The 17,281-nt window shown below is 53.3% G+C and carries 20 protein-coding genes and 1 tRNA gene; 11 read left to right on the forward strand and 10 right to left on the reverse strand.

The genetic code is table 11. The features are described from left to right. Positions 1 to 60: 60 nt before the first annotated feature. Entirely contained in the window at positions 61 to 1,134 is a 1,074-nt protein-coding gene (locus O3S85_RS06030) for an ABC transporter ATP-binding protein (protein WP_269538911.1), read from the reverse strand. 180 nt (positions 1,135 to 1,314) lie between these two features. Here O3S85_RS06030 and O3S85_RS06035 point away from each other — a divergent pair, with 180 nt between their 5' ends. The 6 genes from O3S85_RS06035 (at position 1,315) to O3S85_RS06060 (ending at position 4,945) form a co-directional block, all read left to right on the forward strand. Next, a complete protein-coding gene (locus O3S85_RS06035) occupies positions 1,315 to 2,034 on the forward strand; it encodes a tetratricopeptide repeat protein (protein ID WP_269538912.1) in 720 nt (239 codons plus the stop codon). Beyond that, a complete protein-coding gene (gene hpt / locus O3S85_RS06040; protein ID WP_269538913.1) occupies positions 2,031 to 2,606 on the forward strand; it encodes a hypoxanthine phosphoribosyltransferase in 576 nt (191 codons plus the stop codon). The genes O3S85_RS06035 and hpt overlap by 4 nt, the downstream gene beginning before the upstream one ends. 119 nt (positions 2,607 to 2,725) lie before the next feature. Next, complete coding sequence (locus tag O3S85_RS06045; protein ID WP_269538914.1) at positions 2,726 to 3,160, forward strand: SufE family protein; 435 nt, start codon at positions 2,726 to 2,728, stop codon at positions 3,158 to 3,160. Between the two features lie 76 nt (positions 3,161 to 3,236). Beyond that, complete coding sequence (locus O3S85_RS06050; RefSeq protein WP_269538915.1) at positions 3,237 to 3,818, forward strand: response regulator; 582 nt, start codon at positions 3,237 to 3,239, stop codon at positions 3,816 to 3,818. A gap of 118 nt (positions 3,819 to 3,936) precedes the next feature. After that, a tRNA-Leu gene (locus O3S85_RS06055) sits at positions 3,937 to 4,023 on the forward strand. Between the two features lie 262 nt (positions 4,024 to 4,285). Beyond that, a complete protein-coding gene (locus O3S85_RS06060; RefSeq protein WP_269538916.1) occupies positions 4,286 to 4,945 on the forward strand; it encodes an NYN domain-containing protein in 660 nt (219 codons plus the stop codon). Between the two features lie 229 nt (positions 4,946 to 5,174). Here O3S85_RS06060 and O3S85_RS06065 read toward each other — a convergent pair whose 3' ends face one another. The 9 genes from O3S85_RS06065 to O3S85_RS06105 all read right to left on the reverse strand — a co-directional run bounded on the left by O3S85_RS06065 (position 5,175) and on the right by O3S85_RS06105 (position 12,078). Further along, on the reverse strand, positions 5,175 to 6,380 hold the full coding sequence (locus O3S85_RS06065; protein WP_269538917.1) for a DUF1444 domain-containing protein: 1,206 nt from the start codon (positions 6,378 to 6,380) through the stop codon (positions 5,175 to 5,177). A 108-nt stretch (positions 6,381 to 6,488) separates the two neighbouring features. Beyond that, positions 6,489 to 7,277 carry a DUF7305 domain-containing protein gene (locus O3S85_RS06070; protein WP_269538918.1) on the reverse strand — a complete coding sequence of 263 codons (789 nt, stop codon included), beginning with the start codon at positions 7,275 to 7,277 and terminating at the stop codon, positions 6,489 to 6,491. 21 nt (positions 7,278 to 7,298) lie between these two features. Beyond that, on the reverse strand, positions 7,299 to 8,066 hold the full coding sequence (locus tag O3S85_RS06075) for a hypothetical protein (RefSeq protein WP_269538919.1): 768 nt from the start codon (positions 8,064 to 8,066) through the stop codon (positions 7,299 to 7,301). 90 nt (positions 8,067 to 8,156) lie between these two features. After that, positions 8,157 to 8,726, reverse strand: a complete 570-nt coding sequence (locus O3S85_RS06080) for a PilW family protein (RefSeq protein ID WP_269538920.1) — start codon at positions 8,724 to 8,726, stop codon at positions 8,157 to 8,159. Continuing rightward, complete coding sequence (locus O3S85_RS06085) at positions 8,719 to 9,093, reverse strand: PulJ/GspJ family protein (RefSeq protein WP_269538921.1); 375 nt, start codon at positions 9,091 to 9,093, stop codon at positions 8,719 to 8,721. The genes O3S85_RS06080 and O3S85_RS06085 overlap by 8 nt, the downstream gene beginning before the upstream one ends. 184 nt (positions 9,094 to 9,277) lie before the next feature. Next, positions 9,278 to 10,339 carry a DUF7305 domain-containing protein gene (locus O3S85_RS06090; protein WP_269538922.1) on the reverse strand — a complete coding sequence of 354 codons (1,062 nt, stop codon included), beginning with the start codon at positions 10,337 to 10,339 and terminating at the stop codon, positions 9,278 to 9,280. Between the two features lie 13 nt (positions 10,340 to 10,352). Next, positions 10,353 to 11,180: a hypothetical protein gene (locus O3S85_RS06095; protein ID WP_269538923.1), complete on the reverse strand. Its 828-nt coding sequence runs from the start codon at positions 11,178 to 11,180 to the stop codon at positions 10,353 to 10,355. Positions 11,181 to 11,183: 3 nt separating this feature from the next. Next, entirely contained in the window at positions 11,184 to 11,693 is a 510-nt protein-coding gene (locus O3S85_RS06100; protein WP_425499846.1) for a prepilin-type N-terminal cleavage/methylation domain-containing protein, read from the reverse strand. Further along, positions 11,641 to 12,078 carry a type IV pilus modification PilV family protein gene (locus O3S85_RS06105; protein WP_269538925.1) on the reverse strand — a complete coding sequence of 146 codons (438 nt, stop codon included), beginning with the start codon at positions 12,076 to 12,078 and terminating at the stop codon, positions 11,641 to 11,643. The genes O3S85_RS06100 and O3S85_RS06105 overlap by 53 nt, the downstream gene beginning before the upstream one ends. Positions 12,079 to 12,572: 494 nt before the next feature. Between O3S85_RS06105 and O3S85_RS06110 the strand changes: the two genes are divergently transcribed. The 5 genes from O3S85_RS06110 to O3S85_RS06130 all read left to right on the forward strand — a co-directional run bounded on the left by O3S85_RS06110 (position 12,573) and on the right by O3S85_RS06130 (position 17,259). Further along, entirely contained in the window at positions 12,573 to 12,959 is a 387-nt protein-coding gene (locus O3S85_RS06110) for a hypothetical protein (RefSeq protein WP_269538926.1), read from the forward strand. Next, a complete protein-coding gene (locus tag O3S85_RS06115; RefSeq protein ID WP_269538927.1) occupies positions 12,916 to 13,476 on the forward strand; it encodes a PilW family protein in 561 nt (186 codons plus the stop codon). The genes O3S85_RS06110 and O3S85_RS06115 overlap by 44 nt, the downstream gene beginning before the upstream one ends. Before the next feature lie 7 nt (positions 13,477 to 13,483). Next, the gene (locus O3S85_RS06120; protein WP_269538928.1) at positions 13,484 to 14,881 is read left to right on the forward strand and encodes a DUF7305 domain-containing protein; all 1,398 of its coding nucleotides are present in this window, start codon (positions 13,484 to 13,486) and stop codon (positions 14,879 to 14,881) included. Between the two features lie 84 nt (positions 14,882 to 14,965). Continuing rightward, on the forward strand, positions 14,966 to 16,576 hold the full coding sequence (locus O3S85_RS06125; RefSeq protein WP_269538929.1) for a histidine kinase: 1,611 nt from the start codon (positions 14,966 to 14,968) through the stop codon (positions 16,574 to 16,576). Then, positions 16,573 to 17,259, forward strand: coding sequence for a response regulator (locus O3S85_RS06130; RefSeq protein WP_269538930.1), 687 nt, complete (start codon positions 16,573 to 16,575; stop codon positions 17,257 to 17,259). The genes O3S85_RS06125 and O3S85_RS06130 overlap by 4 nt, the downstream gene beginning before the upstream one ends. Positions 17,260 to 17,281 lie beyond the last annotated feature (22 nt).

Genomic DNA, 17,281 nt, shown 5'->3' on the forward strand with positions numbered 1-17,281 from the left:
TTGAAAACGAACTCTGCGCCTCTGCGCCACTGCGGGAAATACTCATCAGAAATTAGTTAGTTAGTTAGTTAGTATGACCACGTCTTCCGGGCGGGCGGTGGCGTAGATTTGGCCTTCGCGGGCACCGCCGAGGTGCTGTGGATTGATTTCGGAAACGCGGAGCGACTTGCCTCCGCCGGTGGGGGCAACGTCATAGTGCGCGACCTCACCGTAGTAAGTCAGGCCGGCTATCTTCGCGGGTATGCCATTAATCGCGGGTGCGTCGTCGAGGAGTTGAAGCATCTCGGGGCGAATCATTACCTGCACACTGTCGCCAGGCTTGAGCGTGACACCCTCAGGCGCGGCGCCGTGGATTTCGCCCATCGCGGTTTCGATGACCTCGTGGCCATTGGCGGTCGCCTTGTGCTTGCCCGGGATGAAATTCGCCTCGCCAATGAAGTCTGCTACAAACTGGTTCTTCGGGCGGCGGTAGACGTCTACCGGGCTGCCGACCTGCTGGAGCTCACCGCGCGAGAAGACCGCCATGCGGTCGGCGATGCTGAGGGCCTCCTTTTGGTCGTGGGTCACGTAAATCGTGGTCAGCTGATACTCCTTGCAGATGCGGCGGATTTCCAGGCGCATGTCGTTGCGGAGCTTGGCGTCGAGGTTGGAAAGCGGTTCGTCGAGCAGAAGGCACTTGGGGCGGATCACGAGGGCGCGGGCCAGTGCGACGCGCTGCTGCTGCCCGCCGGAAAGCGCGTTGGGCTTGCGCTCGGCGTATTCCTCCATCTGGACGGAGGCCAAGGCTTCGCGGGCACGTTGAGCGCGTTCGGCCTTGGGGACCTTTTGCTGCTCCAGGCCGAAGGCGACGTTGTCCAGCACAGTCATGTGTGGCCACAGCGCGTAGCTCTGGAACATCATGCCGGTGCCGCGCTTATGGGGTTCCCGCTTGGTGACATCTTCGTCGCCAAAGAGGATTTTGCCCTCCTCGGGAATATAAAATCCCGCCAGGCAGCGCAGGAGCGTGGTCTTGCCGCAGCCGCTGGGGCCGAGGAGGAAGAACAGCTCTCCGGGCGCGATTTCAACGTCAATACCGGCGAGCGCTGTCGTCTCGCCAAAGCGCTTTACGACGCCCTGCACACTTACCCCGATCATGCGGGCAACTCAGCGAATGCGGTGCCAACTGTCAAAACAAACGCGAGAAAATGGCAGTTGCGTCACACAATTGCTACCGTGGTGGCCGTAACTGGCGCGTAAAACGCTGTGGAACAAGCCATTCCGGTGCGGTTCATATTGACACCACGATGGCCAATGGCACCCTGTCAGGTTTTATTCATGTTAGAAGCTAGATTTCTCGGACTGTTTTTTGCGGCCCTTCTCGCCGCCCTCCCCCTGCACGCCAATCGGGAGCTAAAGGCCGACAACGGCGACCAGAGCCTCGCTGGCCTGGAAAAGCGCGTCGCCGCCGATCCGGATAATCTGGAGCTGCGCTATGACCTCGGCATCGCCTATACCGAAGTCGCCATGAACGAGGAAGACGAGGAGGCGCTGGACCGCTCGCTCATCATTTTTAAGCAGATTCTCAAAGACGATCCCAACAACGCGAAGACCCGCGCCATGCTCGGCAGCAACACCGTGATGAAGGCGCAGTATGTCTCCATTTTCAGTAAGCTGGACTACGTCGAGGAAGGCTACACGATCCTGGACGAGCTCATTGCCAGCGACCCGAATAACCCCGACACACGCCTGATCCGTGGCATTAACGCCTCCCGCAGCCCGGGCTTCCTCGGCCGTGGCGACGTCGCCGAAGAGGACTTCAATTGGCTGCTGACCGATCTACAAAAATCGGCCAACACCTATGACGACAACTACCGCCGCACGATCTACTATTATGTGGGCGACTGGTATCTGGACGACCGCGACAAGCGCTGCGTGGAGCTGCTCCTCAAGGCCTCTCAACTGCCCGGCGCGCCCCGCCTGACCGACGACATTGAAAAATCGCTCAAGAAAGCACAAAAACGTTTCCCATCGACTTACCGAAAGCTCACGCAATGACGCAAATTAGCCTAATGGACGACCTGGCCGAAATCCTCGTTAGCGAGGAGGCGCTGGCAGAGCGTATCGCGGAGCTCGGCGAAGAGATCACCAACCACTACCTTGGCAAAGACATCGAGGAGATCGTGGTGGTGGCCGTGACCAACGGCTCCATCGTGTTCGTGGCCGACCTGATGCGCAAGCTCAAGCTGCATGCGCGACTGGACTGCATCCGCGTGTCCTCGTACCGCGACGACACCCAACCCGTTTCCGAGCCCGAAATTATCGACAATATTCGCCTCAACATCGCGGGCGAACACGTGTTACTCATCGACGATATTCTCGACACCGGCAGCACCCTGCAAAAACTCGTCAGCGTGCTTCGCGCCATGAAGCCAGCCAGCCTGCGCACCTGCATCCTGCTGGACAAGGAAGGCCGACGCACCAAGACCTACCGCGCCAGCTACAGCGGCTTTACCATCCCGGAAGCCTTCGTCGTAGGCTACGGTTTGGACTTCGCCGAGCGCTACCGGAACCTGCCTTGCATCGGCGTTTTGCGTCCGGAATTGCAAAACCCGCCGGAATGGTGTTAGGGTAAAGGTTTGTAAAGTTTGAAGGCTCAAACAGTTCGAATGTTGAATAAACGCCGAGCAGCTAGTAACCTGGCAACCTTCGAACTTACAAACATTTCGAACCTTCGAACATTTACCAAATGACATTAGCAGAGAAACGGGACGAGCTCGTCGAGGACCTGTCGATCATTGAGGACCCGCAGGAGCGTTTTGCTTACATTATCGATAACGCACGGAGCCAAAAGCCCCTAGCAGACGAATTTAAGGTCGAAGCCTTCCGTATTGAGGGTTGCCAGTCTCAGCTGTGGCTCGTGCCGCGTTTTGAGGACGGGAAATGCTACTTTGAGACCGACTCAGACGCCGTGATCACCAAGGGCGTAGCAGGCCTTCTAACCCAGCTCTACAGCGGGTTTCCACCGGAAGAAATCATTGCCCTGCCGCCGGACTTCCTCGCCGAAGTCGGCATTACGCAGCACCTGACCCCCAACCGCCGTAATGGTCTTTCGAACGTCTGGAGTAAGATCGAGTCCTTCGCCGCGCACTGCTTAAAATCAGCCACCAGCGAGGCGAATTGACCCTAGAAAAATCGCAAATTTACCCCCGATAAATATTCGTGCAATCCAGTAGCCGCTGAGCAAGATTAGCCCGCACATGAATGTGTTAATCGCAGAAGACGACGCCATTTCGCAGAATTTGTTGAAGACCAATCTTCAACAAATGGGCTACCACGTGGCCGTTGCCAGCGATGGTGAGGAAGCTTGGCGCATTTACGACACCTGCCCGACCCGTATCGTAGTCAGCGACTGGCTGATGCCCTGCCTCGACGGCCTGGGCCTACTGGAGCGCATTCGCAATCGCCCCGAGTCGGACTACACCTACTTTATCATGCTCACGGCCAACGTTGGCGACGAGCAAAACTACGTCCGCGCGATGGATGCCGGCGTCGACGACTTCCTGAGCAAACCGCTCGACCGCACACAGCTGAAAATGCGCCTGCGCGTAGCCGAACGCATCCTGCAAAGCACCTCCCGTATCAAGTCGTTGGAAAACATCCTAACCATTTGCAGCTACACGAAGAAGATCAACTTCCCCGAAGAAGGCTGGCAGACGATCGAGCAATTCATGTCGCGCCACCTCGGCATCCAGGTCTCCCACGGCATTGATCCCGACTACTACGAGCGCGTTATCAAGCCCCAGCTCGAGGAGCTGAAGGCGGAAAACAAGCAAGCCTGATCCAGATTTTTTGCCTCAATCGCCTCGGCGCTAATTCGTTGCGATTTACCCTTGTCGACTGCTCTCCGGAACGTAGCATACTGCGTCATCCTTCCCGCTGAGAAGTCTCAGCGCCCAAGCCCGGGTGGTGGAATCGGTAGACACTGGGGACTTAAAATCCCTTGCCCGCAAGGGCGTGCGGGTTCGAGTCCCGCCCCGGGCACCACTTTGGGACGAAGGACTTGTGTGCTTTTGACCAAACAGCATACTAACACAAATAAAATCCTGTGCAGTTAAGATGCATAAAAGCCCCGCTCTTGAACACCATGAATGCATTGATACGTGAAACGGATAACCGTTTTTCAGTTCTTGACGAATCACAAGTTTTGACTGATATTTAAACATCATCCCCGTGGGAATCCACTCCTTTGAGAGTTGGCCTCACGGCTCCCCCCAGGCTACGGTCTGGGGGATTTTTATTTCTACTGATGTCATCCTCTCCGAATCGGACAGTCTTCTTTGTCGATGGATTTAATCTGTATCATTCAATCAGCGATGCCGAAAAAGATACGGACAGCCGACCGCTAAAATGGCTAGACCTGGGAAGTCTATGTGAATCCACGCTGCATTTGATCTCCCCGAACGCGGTTTTCGCTGGAGTTCACTATTTCTCAGCCTACGCCGATCATCTCTCGGAAGAGTCGCCAGAGAAGCCCAAGCGCCATCGCTTATTTGTTCGCGCTCTGACAGCCTCCCGACGGGTAAAATTTCATAGAGGTCGATTCAGTAAGCGCAAAACCTTTATCAAGTCCCTCGACTGCTACGAAGCCATCCACGAAGAGAAGGAGACTGACGTTGCCATAGCCTGCAAAGTACTAGGTATGGCTGTTCAAGATCAACTGGATACAGCAGTCCTAATAACCGGCGACAGCGATTTGCTTCCAGCGGTTAAAATGTTCCGCGAAGTTTGCCCATCTAAGACGATCTGCTTTGCGTTCCCATACCGAAGAAAGAGTAAAGAATTGTCCAAGGCCTGCCCAGGGTCATTTTCCCTCAGCCTGAAATCCTATGTTAAAAACCAATTTCCTGAGCGTGTCCGGTTGCCGAGTGGCAAACATATAATAATGCCGACAGAGTGGAAAAAGTGAAACCCCATTTATACGACCTTGAGGGTGCCTTTTTGGAGTGCCTACGCAGTTCACCACCATATTCATTTGATGCTTCTTCGCGGAAGAATGTCGTATTTGAAGAATTCGAGCGACAGCACTTTTAAGATTCCGTAGTCAGTACCCTAATCAAGAGAGGGATCGTTACGGCCGATGATATCGCTACGATGGATTTCAGCACATGGCTGAGCTTAAAAACAACCGATGTAAACTATTTGGCTAAGTTCGCCAGAAACGCATCGGTCGGGCGGCCTGAAGGAATAAAACGCGGTGGGTAGTGCGATTCATGCTGCTGGAAGCTGACTCCCGGGTCCTCCACGAGCGCTTCCCAGGTTGTCATGCCAAGCATGCCCTTTTCTTGGCCAAGCTCTGGATCAACCACTGCGACTTGCGTTGACTTAGGCAGCAGGCATTCGATGCCCATCGTCCAAACACAGTAGTTCATCAACTCACCGGTTTCCTGGTTGCGGCTAGCGTAGAATGACGCGACAAACAAATCGGTTCCCTCCTCTTCAAATTTCGCATCGAGCATTGCCTTCTGCTCCTCATATTCGCCCGCCTGAGTTTGCAAATGCAGCAACTCGAAGTTCGCCCGCAACTCGGCGTCCTCACCGGAGTATTCAAATAGGCTCCACTGCCCATTTCGCAATACCATCGCCTGTGGGCGCATCGCGCGCGGTTCTTGCAGGGCCTTTTGTGTGAATGCGAGAATGGCGCGCAGCCCTTCGGTGGATTCATCGCCAGTTGCAAAGACACGATTGCGATTCGCGCAAATGACGACCACATCTCCAGCAACATCGAGCGTGTTCCAGAGGTGCGTTAACAATAAGCGGGAGGAATCATAGTCATCATCCCAAGCCGCGATGTAAACCCCTTCCGTGGGTGAAATAAACTGCGGTTTCGTGAGGAGGCCTAAATTATTTCGCGCCAGCGATAAACCCTCTTCATAGTTCATGCCCCAATTCGCGAGTTGCTCCTGATTGATCATCGCCATGGCGTTCGGCGAATCGTAAACCAACGCCAGGCAAAGATTTCCGACCCAATTTTCAAACGCGACTTGCTTGGCGTCTTGAAACTTCGAGCGCAGTTTGATGCCCTCAAACATCATCCGCTCACGGACTACAGGTATGATATTTTCTTTGGCGTCCTCAAAGCGTTCCGGCATTTCATTGGCTCCCGCCTGCGCAACGCCCTGCACAAACCGATCCAACTGCGCTTTACGCTCAGCCCCCTTACTTTGGAGGTAATGGCCGTAAATATTACCCAGGAAAACCGAGCGGTCCTTACCGTCGTTTAACGTAAAATCTTTCTGATTATAACGAAAGCAATCCGAGCCGACCGCCTGGTTGAACCGCTTCCGCATCATCTCCGCAAAATCATCTTTGGAGAGGTCCTTTTGACGAAAGAAAGAAAACATAGAGTGACCCAAGGCATGGGGCGTTGTCATAGCAAGGCAATTTTTAAGCTTTACTAGGACGACACACCAGGCTTGAGCATTGCCGCCATGGCGTAAAGACAACTTCGCTTACCCGCCGAAGAAGCCGTCGATAAACTGGTTGTAGGTGCCCAGGTTGGGATCGTTGTCCACAAGCTGCGTATTCGGGTCACGAATCGGGCGATAGCCGGATGTGTTGAACGGCTGGTCTGGCAGCGTTTCGTTGGCCAGGGATTCGTCGTAGTGGAATGGGCCTGGCTTGCCGTTGAAGGTGGCGTTGTAGGCAAGCAAAGCGCCATACATCGCCCCTTTTCCGCCGCCGCCGTTGGAGACGAACATCGCCTCGGGCGCATAGATGACACCCGCGAAGTCGACATCACCATTTAAACTGATTTTCTGGCGCAGTTCGTCGGTCATGGTCTCCTCATCGAACTCACGCGTCGCATAGAGCTTAAGATTCGCGGGGCGACCTTCGTTGTTGATCGAAGCCGTGCCATTAACGGTAAAATCGCCATTGAAATATATCGTCACCCGGCCATTGACCGTGATGACTGGATTACCGCTGATGGTGATGTTTTGATCGGCAACAATGACCGTAGGGCCGTCGAACGTGACATCGCCCAGATCGACATCCTCTTTCAAGTGGTAATATTCCGGATAGCTGGAGGTACCGCCAATGGTGATACCACTCAATGTCTCTGCAACATCGGTCGTGGTGCCCATGACCACGTCCGCCGCATCATCGATCAATTTCTTGACGGGACCCTTTCCTGGATTGTCATCCTTCGCGGCCCAAGCGGCGACAGAAATAAAGCACCCAAGAAACAGCAGGAGCTTGACGAGGACCCGGCCGGAAAATTTGTGCTTTTGCTTGTTCATGGGAAAATTCGGATGTTTATATTATAAACGACTCTTCCAGATCGATGTGTCACTAGTATCAGGTAAGGTGATCACTGGAAATTCTGCGTTAAAACCATCGTAGATGCCGCCGGTTATCTGGATCGCCTTGCTTGCATCAACGTTTACAGCATCATCAGCGCCACTTCGCACGTCGCCGCGAATATCCGTTTGCGGGCCAAAAGAAATCTTCATTTCTTCGGATTCAGAGACCGTTCCAGCCGTGGCGTTATTGCGCTCCTTGTTCGTCGCCGGCACACCATAGGCACCGTATGATGAGTCGTAACTGTCCAACATTGAGTTATAATTGAGGTCGTTCTTTACGACGACGCCGCGGAACGGCGGGCTAAGCTCGGCGATAAAGGAAATGACCTTCTCCGCGCTGTGGCCAGTGCGGGTGTCAGATACCACGGCCTTACTAAAGACAGCGTATTGGTGGCTCGTCGAGTTCTCATCAGGCTTGGTGACGACCACGCGAATGACGGCCTGGTTGTTGCCCGCATAAACGTCTTCAGCGCTCATTTGGTCGTCTTCGGGCATGCGGATTTCGCGCACCCAATACTCGTCGCCATAGTAGTCATCACCAACGGTCCAGCCTTCGTCCAACCAGCTATTATCGTCGAACCGGTTGTTATTGAGCGACCACATCACCTCGTCCGCCCCAGCCTCAGCCGCAGCGTAAGCCATGTTGTAGAGGCGATTGTTAACGCTGGATTCGTAGTCGTTGACCACCATGGGCATCAGGGAGCCCAAGACGACGAATACAAACATGGAAAAGAGAAAAGCTGCAATTAGTGCCGAGCCCCGCTTCCGGTAGAAAGCGGCCATCCTGGCAAATAACTTTGGCTTAGGTATCATGGGTCAGTTTCGGGATGCAACTCGGGTAGTAAGATTTTTCTCGTAGGCTTGGCCACCGGCCTGCCGACTGGAGGTAATCGTCAGATCAAAAGACGACGTGCCAAAAACGCGATCGAACTGCATGTCGGTCACGCCCTCAAGCAAGCGCGTGCTTTTGTTATTCAACAGCTGCCCGCTGCTGGAAAACTCCGCGTATTGGCGACGCAGCACCTGATCGTCGCCAACCAGGTAAATAACCTTCGTCGTGGCGGGTTGAACACCGTTGGCATTTCTAATGGAAGGCAGGAAAATGGTGACCTTCGGAATTTCGCCGTTCTCGATCTCCTCATCGGTTAATTCTTCGATCTCAATCGACTGCAAACCGCGGATGTCATCAGTGATCCAGTTGATCGCATAGCGGAAATCGCGGTCGAGATCCGCCTGCGTCGCCAAGCTGTAGTGCACACGGCTGAAGCGTAGCATCGCCGTGAACCCAACCGCGAAGACCACCAGCGCGATACTGGAGGCGACCATCAGCTCCACCATGGTGAAGCCCTGGCGTCGATGTTGGCGAACTGTAGGGTGGTTACGCACTGATTCCGTATTTGGTGACCAAAGTGACAACACGTGCCTGCTGCTGCTTGCCGCTGGCGTCTAACCAGTTGACCTCGAGAATAACCTCCAGCTGATCTTCGCGATTATTGTGTTCTTGAATGAAAACTGCGGTCGAGATGCGGGGATCGGTAACGGACGTTTGGAACGGCCCCTCATTTTCGAGCTTAATGACTTCGCCCCAGCCCATGCCGCGCACACGCTCCATTTCCGCGAGTAAGATCTCGTTGGCCGTGACGTTTAGCCGACTGTTTTCCGACGCGAGCATAGCCGGGCGAAGCGCTGCGAAGGCAGCGCCCATCACCATGGCCACAAGGGACATGGCTACCATGACCTCTACCAGTGTCATACCAGCACAGGGCCATTTAGCTCTAGTAGGAATATTCATTTGCCTGCTATTACAACGGGTCTGAGGCCCTAAGCTTAATGAAAATCTAGCTTCACTGCAAGAAACCATTGATAAAGAAAGATTAAAAAACGACGCCCACCGTACCGGCATCGTCCCAAAATGCGAAAAAACAGCCAAACTCTCCCTAAAACTTGGAAAAGAAATCCTCGTAGGTGCCCAGCTTGGCGTCGCCGTCAAAGCTATCATTTGCCTTCACAATGTTGTAGTCTTCCATGTACATGGAATCATCGGCCAGCGTCATATCCTGCAGAGCCTCGTCGTAGTTGAGACCATTAAAGAGGTGATTCGTTGAGCCTTGGCCGTTGTTCGTGATGGTATTGGCGATCACGGCACCAAACATCCCGGAAGTGCCCTTGATTGAGAAGTCCGCATCCGGGGCATAAATAACCGCCGAAAGCCCAGCATTCCCGCCCAAACCAATCGTCTGCCCTTCCCCACCCGTGCCGTAAATCAAGAAATTGGAGGGGACCGACAACGTATTCACATCCGCATTTCCCTGAAGCGATAGCGGACCTTGCGCATACATTTTCAGGGAAGAATTGGGCGATATTTGAATGTCGCGGTTCTGAAAATCAAAGCCTTGGTCCGCAACGATGACCGCGTGGCCCACGATCTTGACGGCATTCGGCAGCGAAAAATTTTCCCTGAAATGAATAACGCTCGGATTATCCGGCGTACCTGCAGCATAAATCGTCGTCACCGCATTGGCCCCATTTCCGGATTTTTTCGAATAGACTCCGCTGGTTACCGCATCAATAACGCCGCCCAGAGTATCACCCAAGCTGCCCCCGCCGGAGGAACCACCGCCCGTGCCAGTACCACCGGAATCAGAATTGCCGGAGCTACCCGTGCCCGAGCCGCCCGAATTGCCGGAGCCATTTCCGTTGCCGTTGCCAGAGCTGGAACCGTTGCCTTGATTCGTCCCGCCGGAGCTTGATCCCCCTGTGTCGTTGCCCGAGCCGCCGGAACTGCCAGTGCCCGTATCGGAACCTCCGGTGTCACCACCGCCCGTTTCGGAACCTCCGGTGCCTGAGCCGCTGCCATTGCCATTGCCGTTGCCCCCACTGTTGCCGTTACCATTGCCGTTGCTTTTATCGTTTTTGGCTTCGACGTAAGGGATCGATACCGAAACGAGACCGGCGAGAATGAAGACCGAAAGGATTCGGCTGAGTTTGGTAGATTTCATGGGAGCAAATATTTCAGAATAAGCCGGGGCCATTATTGCCACTGGCGGCAGGGTGATCCACAGACGGGAAGCTGGCGGTGTAATTCGTGGTCTGGTTGTTAATCGTTCCGTTATACGAAACCGCATCACTGAAGACGTTGGCCCCGGTTAAAACATTACCAATGAGGAAGGCCGTCATATTCGCCTGAGTCTTTTTATTGGAGCTGCTGAGGCTGACGGAGTTGGAATCCGTGCTTAAAGATCCAACCACCCCATCGCTATCGCGGTTGTTGAGCGCATCAATGATGCTCGGGTAGTCATCGGAATTCGTAGCACCAATGATCGTTCCACTGCCCAAATCGAGAGAGTCCTTGGCGATAAAGCCAACGAAAGGCTTCAACTGATCGGTATTCACCTGAACGATTTGGTTGAGGTAGTCATTGCCGACAGGGTCCACGACAATGCCTTGCGCCATGACCTCCAAAGGCTGGCCGATCACCGGTTCGCGCACAGCAACCTTTGCGTAGCCAGTGTAGCCCGCCCCCAGATCGACACCATTAAACTCCACACGACGCACGTAGTAGGTATCGCCATCCGGTCCTTGAATGGCCGTCCAGTCGCCATCATTTTTCCAATCGCTGACTTCCCAGCCATTGCGATAAGCGGACCAAATTGCCTCCTCGCCACCGGCTTCCGCCAGCGCAAACGCAGAGGAATACAGCCGGTTACGAATCGATGTGCGATAGTCATTGAGGTAGCTTGGCAACATAGTCCCCAACATGATGAAGGCGACGATGGAAAAGATGATCGCGGCAATGAGCATCGAGCCGCGACGTTTGGTTGGTAGAGCTAGCAGTTGCATGTATTAATTCCTCATGCGGAAGGTGACGTCGCGATCCAGGGTGATGTTACGATCGCCCACATCCTTACTAAAAGTGATGGAATAACTGACCGTGTCCCCGGATTGGTTCACGGTGAAATTTGAAACGTTGTCCAGCAATGTCCGGTAATTTCCCGCCCCAACCGAGCGCTGTAGCTCATGGGTTTTTGAATTATAGACGTAGTAAACGATATCGCTGCTGCCAGCACCAGGCTTGGTTAAGGCAATCTGGCTGTGGCCAGACACTCTCGCCGTTGCGGCAATACGGGTGTCCAACGACATCTGCTGTAGCGTCGTGCGCATTTGCCGGTCAAACTCCGACCGCGCCGCCATGCTGAGATTTGTCTTTGAAAACTGAATAAACATCGAAACCGCCCCGGTGAGCACGAAGGCCGCGATCGCAACTGCAATCATGACTTCCGTGAGCGTGAAACCGGATTGCTTACGATGCCGAGACGCCACTTTGCGTGACGAGTGTGACCATGTTGGCGTCATGAGTTTTACCTTTCTTGTCGGTCCATGCGACCGACAGTGTGATTTCGACTTGGTCTGAGCGACCGTTTCTATCCGCAATTGCCAACGAGCTGGTTAGCCGGGGATCCGTCCCACTGTTGGTAAAGGAGAGAGCCTTGCCCTCCTCCTTGTAGAGATCATATTTGCTCTGGAGCGCCTCAATCTCGCTCCAATCCAACGAGCGAATGGACTCCAACTCGGACTCAAGCCAAAATTGGGCATCAGCATTTAAACGGGCATTTTCGGAAGCGCGAAAGCCGATGGATAGCGTTGCCATGGTGGATAGAAAGACCAGGGAGATGATTACCATCCCCACCATGACTTCGATCAGGGTAACACCAACGCGCCATTTACTGTGCAAGATCATTGAAACCAATTATACCTCAAAATGGCCAAAACCGGTAGTTCCATACGGCACGCAAATCGGCCCCTACGCCAATAATGCCAATTGGCCCCATTTTATCACATGCGATGCCAGACGCCTCTAATTTCCCCAAATGCAATACAGATTTACAGCAGGACTTTACCCCATTCCTAATTGTGAGAAATAAGTAAAAGAAATTTACATTTAAATATCAAATAAGGCCAGTCATACCTAATAACAAATCCGGAAATAGACTCATTACATTGCGTAACTATTAGCACTTTGGAGACTTAACCACAAATTATCCAAATAATTTAAAATCAGCGACTAAGAAAAAACCCCCAACCCCCAATAGGGCGTATTTAACAAGCACTTCGCCTCTTACTAACAAGTGTCATTTTTGCTATAATGTCGTGATTGTGAAATCAGCTGAATTGTGTTTTAAACAAGGTATCCGGGTAAGATCCGGAACTACAATTATCGAGGTGCTTGTCGCCATGGTAATTCTCGGCATGGTAATCGGCTCTTCCGTTGTATGCATGGGTTATGGATTTACCCGCATCGAAAATGCGCGCCACGCCACCCGTATATCCCAAGTCCTGCAAACGGAGATGGAGTCTATGCGATCCATGAGTTGGGAAGAGGTCGAAACACTGGTCGCCGACTCCGGTAAAACGTCAAAATTTGCCGCTCACTACACCCAGGGTGAAGACAGAATCCGCGATCTCGTGGCCACCCGAACAATCGAAGATGCGAAAGCGAACATGAAGTTGATCACGCTGACTGCGACGTGGAAAGATTCCCAAAACACTGAGCACTCACTCTCGTATATCACCTGGTATGGAAAGGAGGGCCTCAGTGATTACTACACGCGCGTTTTCTAAGCGGACCAAAGGGTTCACGATTATGGAAATCATGATTTCCACGGCCCTGCTCGGCTTCCTCATGGCGGGCCTGGTCAGCACGTTTGTATTCATGCTGCGCAGCTCGGTCTCCCTCGGCAATTACGCTGATATGAATCGCGACGGAACGTATTTCCTGGAGCGGTTTGGACGTGAAATCCGCATGACTTCAAACGTCATCACTGCGGCTGATAACAGCTTTACCATTGATGTCGATAGCACATCTGGAACGGAGCGCATCACCTACTCCTACCTCAGTTCCTCCGGTGAATTGGTTCGAGTAAACAACACAACCAGCAGCAAAAAAGTCATGCTGGATAACATCAGCGGCATTAAAATCGAATACTACAATATTCTCGGCGACTTAACGACGAATATCAACGAGGTGAAATCAATCCAGCTGCGCGTCGACCTCACGCGCAACAACATGCGCGATGACAACACGGACCACATCATCTCCGCTCGTTACAACATGCGCAACCGCATCATTACCAACTAAGGCCATCATGAAACGTAGATCACTTCCCCGCCGTCGCGGCTCAGCCCTCATGCTTGCGGTAATTCTGTCTGCGATTCTCGCCGTCATCAGCGCTTCATACTTAAAGATGGCCGGCAATGAGTCGCGCAATTCACACCTGTCCTTCATGCGCAATGCCGCGCTAAATCTCGCCGAGGCTGGAGCCGAAGAAGCCATTTGGGCACTCAACAATGATGACACATCCTCTTGGAAATCGCTTTCGAGCAATATAATCTACAAAAATAGCACCGGCTTCGACCTCAAGATGGCTAAGGATACGCAAATCCAAATGATCATCGTCGACTCGGCCACGGACCCTATTCTGCTGACCCGCGGGTTGATCAATATGCCGGATGGTAGCCGCATGGATAAATTTATCCGCATAGAACTGACCCCACGGTCAGTGGCCCCCAACGGACTGACCGCCAAAGATTCCATTACGTTCTCCGGCGGTAATGTGACCTTCGATGCCTATGATTCGAATTCCACGAATCTGCTTGGTAGTCTGGAAGATGCTGGCACTGTGGCCACCACGAGTATAATCAACGACGCCGCCAACATTTCCAACAGCTCCGTCATGGGTGGCGTCGCAACTGGCGGTGGCACCGTAGCCCTGGGCCCCAATGCCAAAGTATTTGATGCCAGCGATGTAAACAACTACGGCTCCCCGACCCATATTCCCGCCGGCTATGTGAATCCAAATCTGGTCACCAGTGACTTCCGTTCCGACTTCCCGGACATGACTGCGCCTTCCGCAACCAACTCCGTCGGCACGATTAGTAACAACATGTCACTGGGCAGTGGAACCTATGTGGCTGATGCTATCTCACTGAACAGCAACAAGAAGCTCCACATCACCGGTGATGTAAAACTCGTCGTGAAGGGGGACGTAAAAATCTCCGGCAACGGAACCGGGGGCATTTATGTCGACCAAACTAATGGCTCACTGGAGCTCTATGTCGCAGGCGATATGGACGTTGGCGGCAATGGCTTCGTCAATTTGAATACCAATAGCTATGACCCGACACCTTTAGGAGACTTCGGCGTCGTCCCGGATCTGGGTGTTTATCCCAAGCCAGAAAAAATGCTCATCTTCGGCATCGGAGATTCATCGCAGTCCATCAGCTACCATGGCAACGCCACTTTGTCCGGAGTCATCTATGCGCCCAACGCTGCCGTTAGCCTTAAGGGTGGTGGCAGCGGCGGCGAAGTCCTTGGTGCCATTGTCGCCAATACCATCAAGGTTACCGGAACGTATGGCTTTCACTACGACGTGCAGTTGAAAAACCTGTTCTTCGACGAGGATTCCTACCGTATGAAAAGCTGGAGCGAACTGCTAACAGCAAACGACAAGCAGAAATTCCGCGACATTTTCGACAAGCTCTAATAACGCACTTGGAAACTTCACTGACTCCAAAGAAACAACGAGCGATCTTGCCAGCTAAGGTCATTTGCCTAAGCTGAGCACTGAATGAATCCAGGAATCAGCATTTGGAACCGCCTGCTAAGTTTCATGGTGGTAATGCTGGCGTTTGTAGGGGCGCTACTCTTTTGGCAATTTCGCACTGAAAAGAAAAACAGCGAAGAATTGCTGCGCACCGCCGTGTCCCAACGGCAGGCGACACTCCAGCGCGTGAACCGCATCGTGTCGCGCTCCATGGAGAATTTTGCACTCGAGCAAAGCCGTTCCACTCTCGGCGATGCTCCTACCCTGGACGCGATCCAGCCCATTGCCCAAAATGCAAACGTGGATGTCGTGGGCTACTACCAAACCGATGGAGATGTCGCGGTAATTCATGACTTGAAACGTGGTAGCACGGGCCAGAGACCCATGATCAGTAAGGCGTCGCTCGACTTCCTGATCACCAATGGCGAGAAAGCGCTGTTTTTTGAATTAACGCCGCAAGGGCCGCTTCAGTGTGCCTTTACCCCGCTGGCAGCCGATGCAAATGGCGCGCCGAGCGGCTACCTGATTGTCGGGCGCTTTTGGGATCGTTTGTTTATGACGAACCTCGGCATGTCGGCCGAAACATTGATCCAACGCATTCCCATTGCCGCGATCAATGAGACCCCTACTGGCTTTTTCAATGACGGCCAGGAATATCGCGTTACGGAGATCGGCGTTGGCGCGATGGGCCAGCCCGTCTTGGCCTACACGGCAACTTTTGGACTTAACCAAGAGCTCACGCTGCTGCAAAAGAACCGAAATCAACTGCGACAAATTTCCTTCGCGATCATCGGCGTCATGACGCTCTTCTTTGCCGTGCTTTGGAAATGGCTCGCATACCCCATTAGACTCGTATCCGAGGCGCTGGAAACCGATGACCCCACGGTCCTCAAACCCATCCTCAATGAAGACTACGACTGGGCGCGCATCGCCCAACGCCTTACCGAGGCCAGCGAGGCGCGTCTTCAGTTGACGCGCGAAGTCCAGCGCCAACAGGAAGAAGTCCGCATCAGCGAGGAAAATGCCCGCGTGCGCGAGTCACTTGCGCGTGACTTGCATGACGGCGTCATCCAAAGCGTGTATGCCGTTGGCCTGCAGCTAGAACGGGCACACATGATGACTTCCCGGAATCCCGACAAAGCCAAGGAGCGCATCAATGAATGCAAGGACAGCCTCAATGGCATTATCGGCGAGTTGCGCGGCTTCATTCGCGGGCTAACCCCTGCCCCGCTCCAGGGTAAGAGCTTGCAAGATGCGCTTGAGCAACTGGTTATTCACACGCGTAAAAGCACAGAGGCCAACATCCATATCCACATTTCCCCCGAAGCTTGCAAATCGCTCAACACCGCGAAATCGCTGGAAATTTATCAGCTTTCACGCGAACTCCTGAGCAACGCAATTCGCCATGCCCAAGCGAAGAATATCCATGTGCGGCTCCTCTTTGAGAATGACTCCGTCGATCTACTCGTGTTCGACGACGGTATTGGCATGACTGAGGGCGATGGCCGTCCGGACAGCCGAGGCATGACCAACATCCGAGAACGGACTCGACAAATCGGCGCAAATGTTAAATTCTCGAAAAATAGCCCCCAAGGTACAAGGATTAGAATAATTCTGCCGTTAAATAAACCATGACAACCGTTACACCGACTAAAATCATCATCGTGGAAGACCACGAGGTGGTGCGTATTGGACTCCGTCAATTAATCAGTGATTGTGAGGAGTTTGAAATTCTCGGCGAGGCTGGCAATTGCCGCGATGCCATGGAAGTTTATACTAAGACTAAGCCGGACATCGTCCTGCTGGACCTCATGCTGCCCGATGGCAATGGCGTCGAGCTCTGTAAGCGCATGCGCGCCAGCGATCACCGTGCCAAGATTCTAGTCCTGACCTCTTGTGAGGACGACCGCGCCATTTTTGATGCATTCGCTCAAGGCATCGATGGCTACATCCTCAAAAACATTAACGGCGAAGCGATCATCTCTGCGCTACAGGATGTCTCCGCCGGCAAAAGCATTCTCGATCCTTCCGTTACCGCCCACGTGGTCAACCACATGCGCGACTCCAATCAGAGCAAGCAGGAGGACCTAGTGGAAACCCTTTCCGCACAGGAGCGTCGTGTTCTGGAGCAAGTTGCCAAAGGCCTGACCAACAAGGAAGTAGCCGTGGAGCTGAAACTGAGCGAAAAGACCGTTAAGAATTACTTCAGCAACGTCTTGAGCAAACTTTACGCCTCGCGCCGCACCGAAGCCGCTGCCCTCTACTGGAGCTACGTGCGCCGCCGCGAAGGCTTCCAATACCCCGGCAACGCGCGTTAATTTCGACGGCGAAAGTCGTTAC

The organism is Cerasicoccus sp. TK19100, assembly GCF_027257155.1.
GTDB classification, from domain to species: domain Bacteria; phylum Verrucomicrobiota; class Verrucomicrobiia; order Opitutales; family Cerasicoccaceae; genus Cerasicoccus; species Cerasicoccus fimbriatus.

Excerpts from the sequence above, each read along its gene's own strand:
- O3S85_RS06030 (WP_269538911.1), bottom strand. The coding sequence starts at position 1,134 with ATGATCGGGGTAAGTGTGCAGGGCGTCGTAAAGCGCTTTGGCGAGACG.
- O3S85_RS06035 (WP_269538912.1), top strand. The coding sequence starts at position 1,315 with ATGTTAGAAGCTAGATTTCTCGGACTGTTTTTTGCGGCCCTTCTCGCC.
- hpt (WP_269538913.1), top strand. The coding sequence starts at position 2,031 with ATGACGCAAATTAGCCTAATGGACGACCTGGCCGAAATCCTCGTTAGC.
- O3S85_RS06045 (WP_269538914.1), top strand. The coding sequence starts at position 2,726 with ATGACATTAGCAGAGAAACGGGACGAGCTCGTCGAGGACCTGTCGATC.
- O3S85_RS06050 (WP_269538915.1), top strand. The coding sequence starts at position 3,237 with ATGAATGTGTTAATCGCAGAAGACGACGCCATTTCGCAGAATTTGTTG.
- O3S85_RS06060 (WP_269538916.1), top strand. The coding sequence starts at position 4,286 with ATGTCATCCTCTCCGAATCGGACAGTCTTCTTTGTCGATGGATTTAAT.
- O3S85_RS06065 (WP_269538917.1), bottom strand. The coding sequence starts at position 6,380 with ATGTTTTCTTTCTTTCGTCAAAAGGACCTCTCCAAAGATGATTTTGCG.
- O3S85_RS06070 (WP_269538918.1), bottom strand. The coding sequence starts at position 7,277 with ATGAACAAGCAAAAGCACAAATTTTCCGGCCGGGTCCTCGTCAAGCTC.
- O3S85_RS06075 (WP_269538919.1), bottom strand. The coding sequence starts at position 8,066 with ATGTTTGTATTCGTCGTCTTGGGCTCCCTGATGCCCATGGTGGTCAAC.
- O3S85_RS06085 (WP_269538921.1), bottom strand. The coding sequence starts at position 9,093 with ATGACACTGGTAGAGGTCATGGTAGCCATGTCCCTTGTGGCCATGGTG.
- O3S85_RS06090 (WP_269538922.1), bottom strand. The coding sequence starts at position 10,339 with ATGAAATCTACCAAACTCAGCCGAATCCTTTCGGTCTTCATTCTCGCC.
- O3S85_RS06095 (WP_269538923.1), bottom strand. The coding sequence starts at position 11,180 with ATGCAACTGCTAGCTCTACCAACCAAACGTCGCGGCTCGATGCTCATT.
- O3S85_RS06100 (WP_425499846.1), bottom strand. The coding sequence starts at position 11,693 with ATGACGCCAACATGGTCACACTCGTCACGCAAAGTGGCGTCTCGGCAT.
- O3S85_RS06105 (WP_269538925.1), bottom strand. The coding sequence starts at position 12,078 with ATGATCTTGCACAGTAAATGGCGCGTTGGTGTTACCCTGATCGAAGTC.
- O3S85_RS06110 (WP_269538926.1), top strand. The coding sequence starts at position 12,573 with ATGGTAATTCTCGGCATGGTAATCGGCTCTTCCGTTGTATGCATGGGT.
- O3S85_RS06115 (WP_269538927.1), top strand. The coding sequence starts at position 12,916 with ATGGAAAGGAGGGCCTCAGTGATTACTACACGCGCGTTTTCTAAGCGG.
- O3S85_RS06120 (WP_269538928.1), top strand. The coding sequence starts at position 13,484 with ATGAAACGTAGATCACTTCCCCGCCGTCGCGGCTCAGCCCTCATGCTT.
- O3S85_RS06125 (WP_269538929.1), top strand. The coding sequence starts at position 14,966 with ATGAATCCAGGAATCAGCATTTGGAACCGCCTGCTAAGTTTCATGGTG.
- O3S85_RS06130 (WP_269538930.1), top strand. The coding sequence starts at position 16,573 with ATGACAACCGTTACACCGACTAAAATCATCATCGTGGAAGACCACGAG.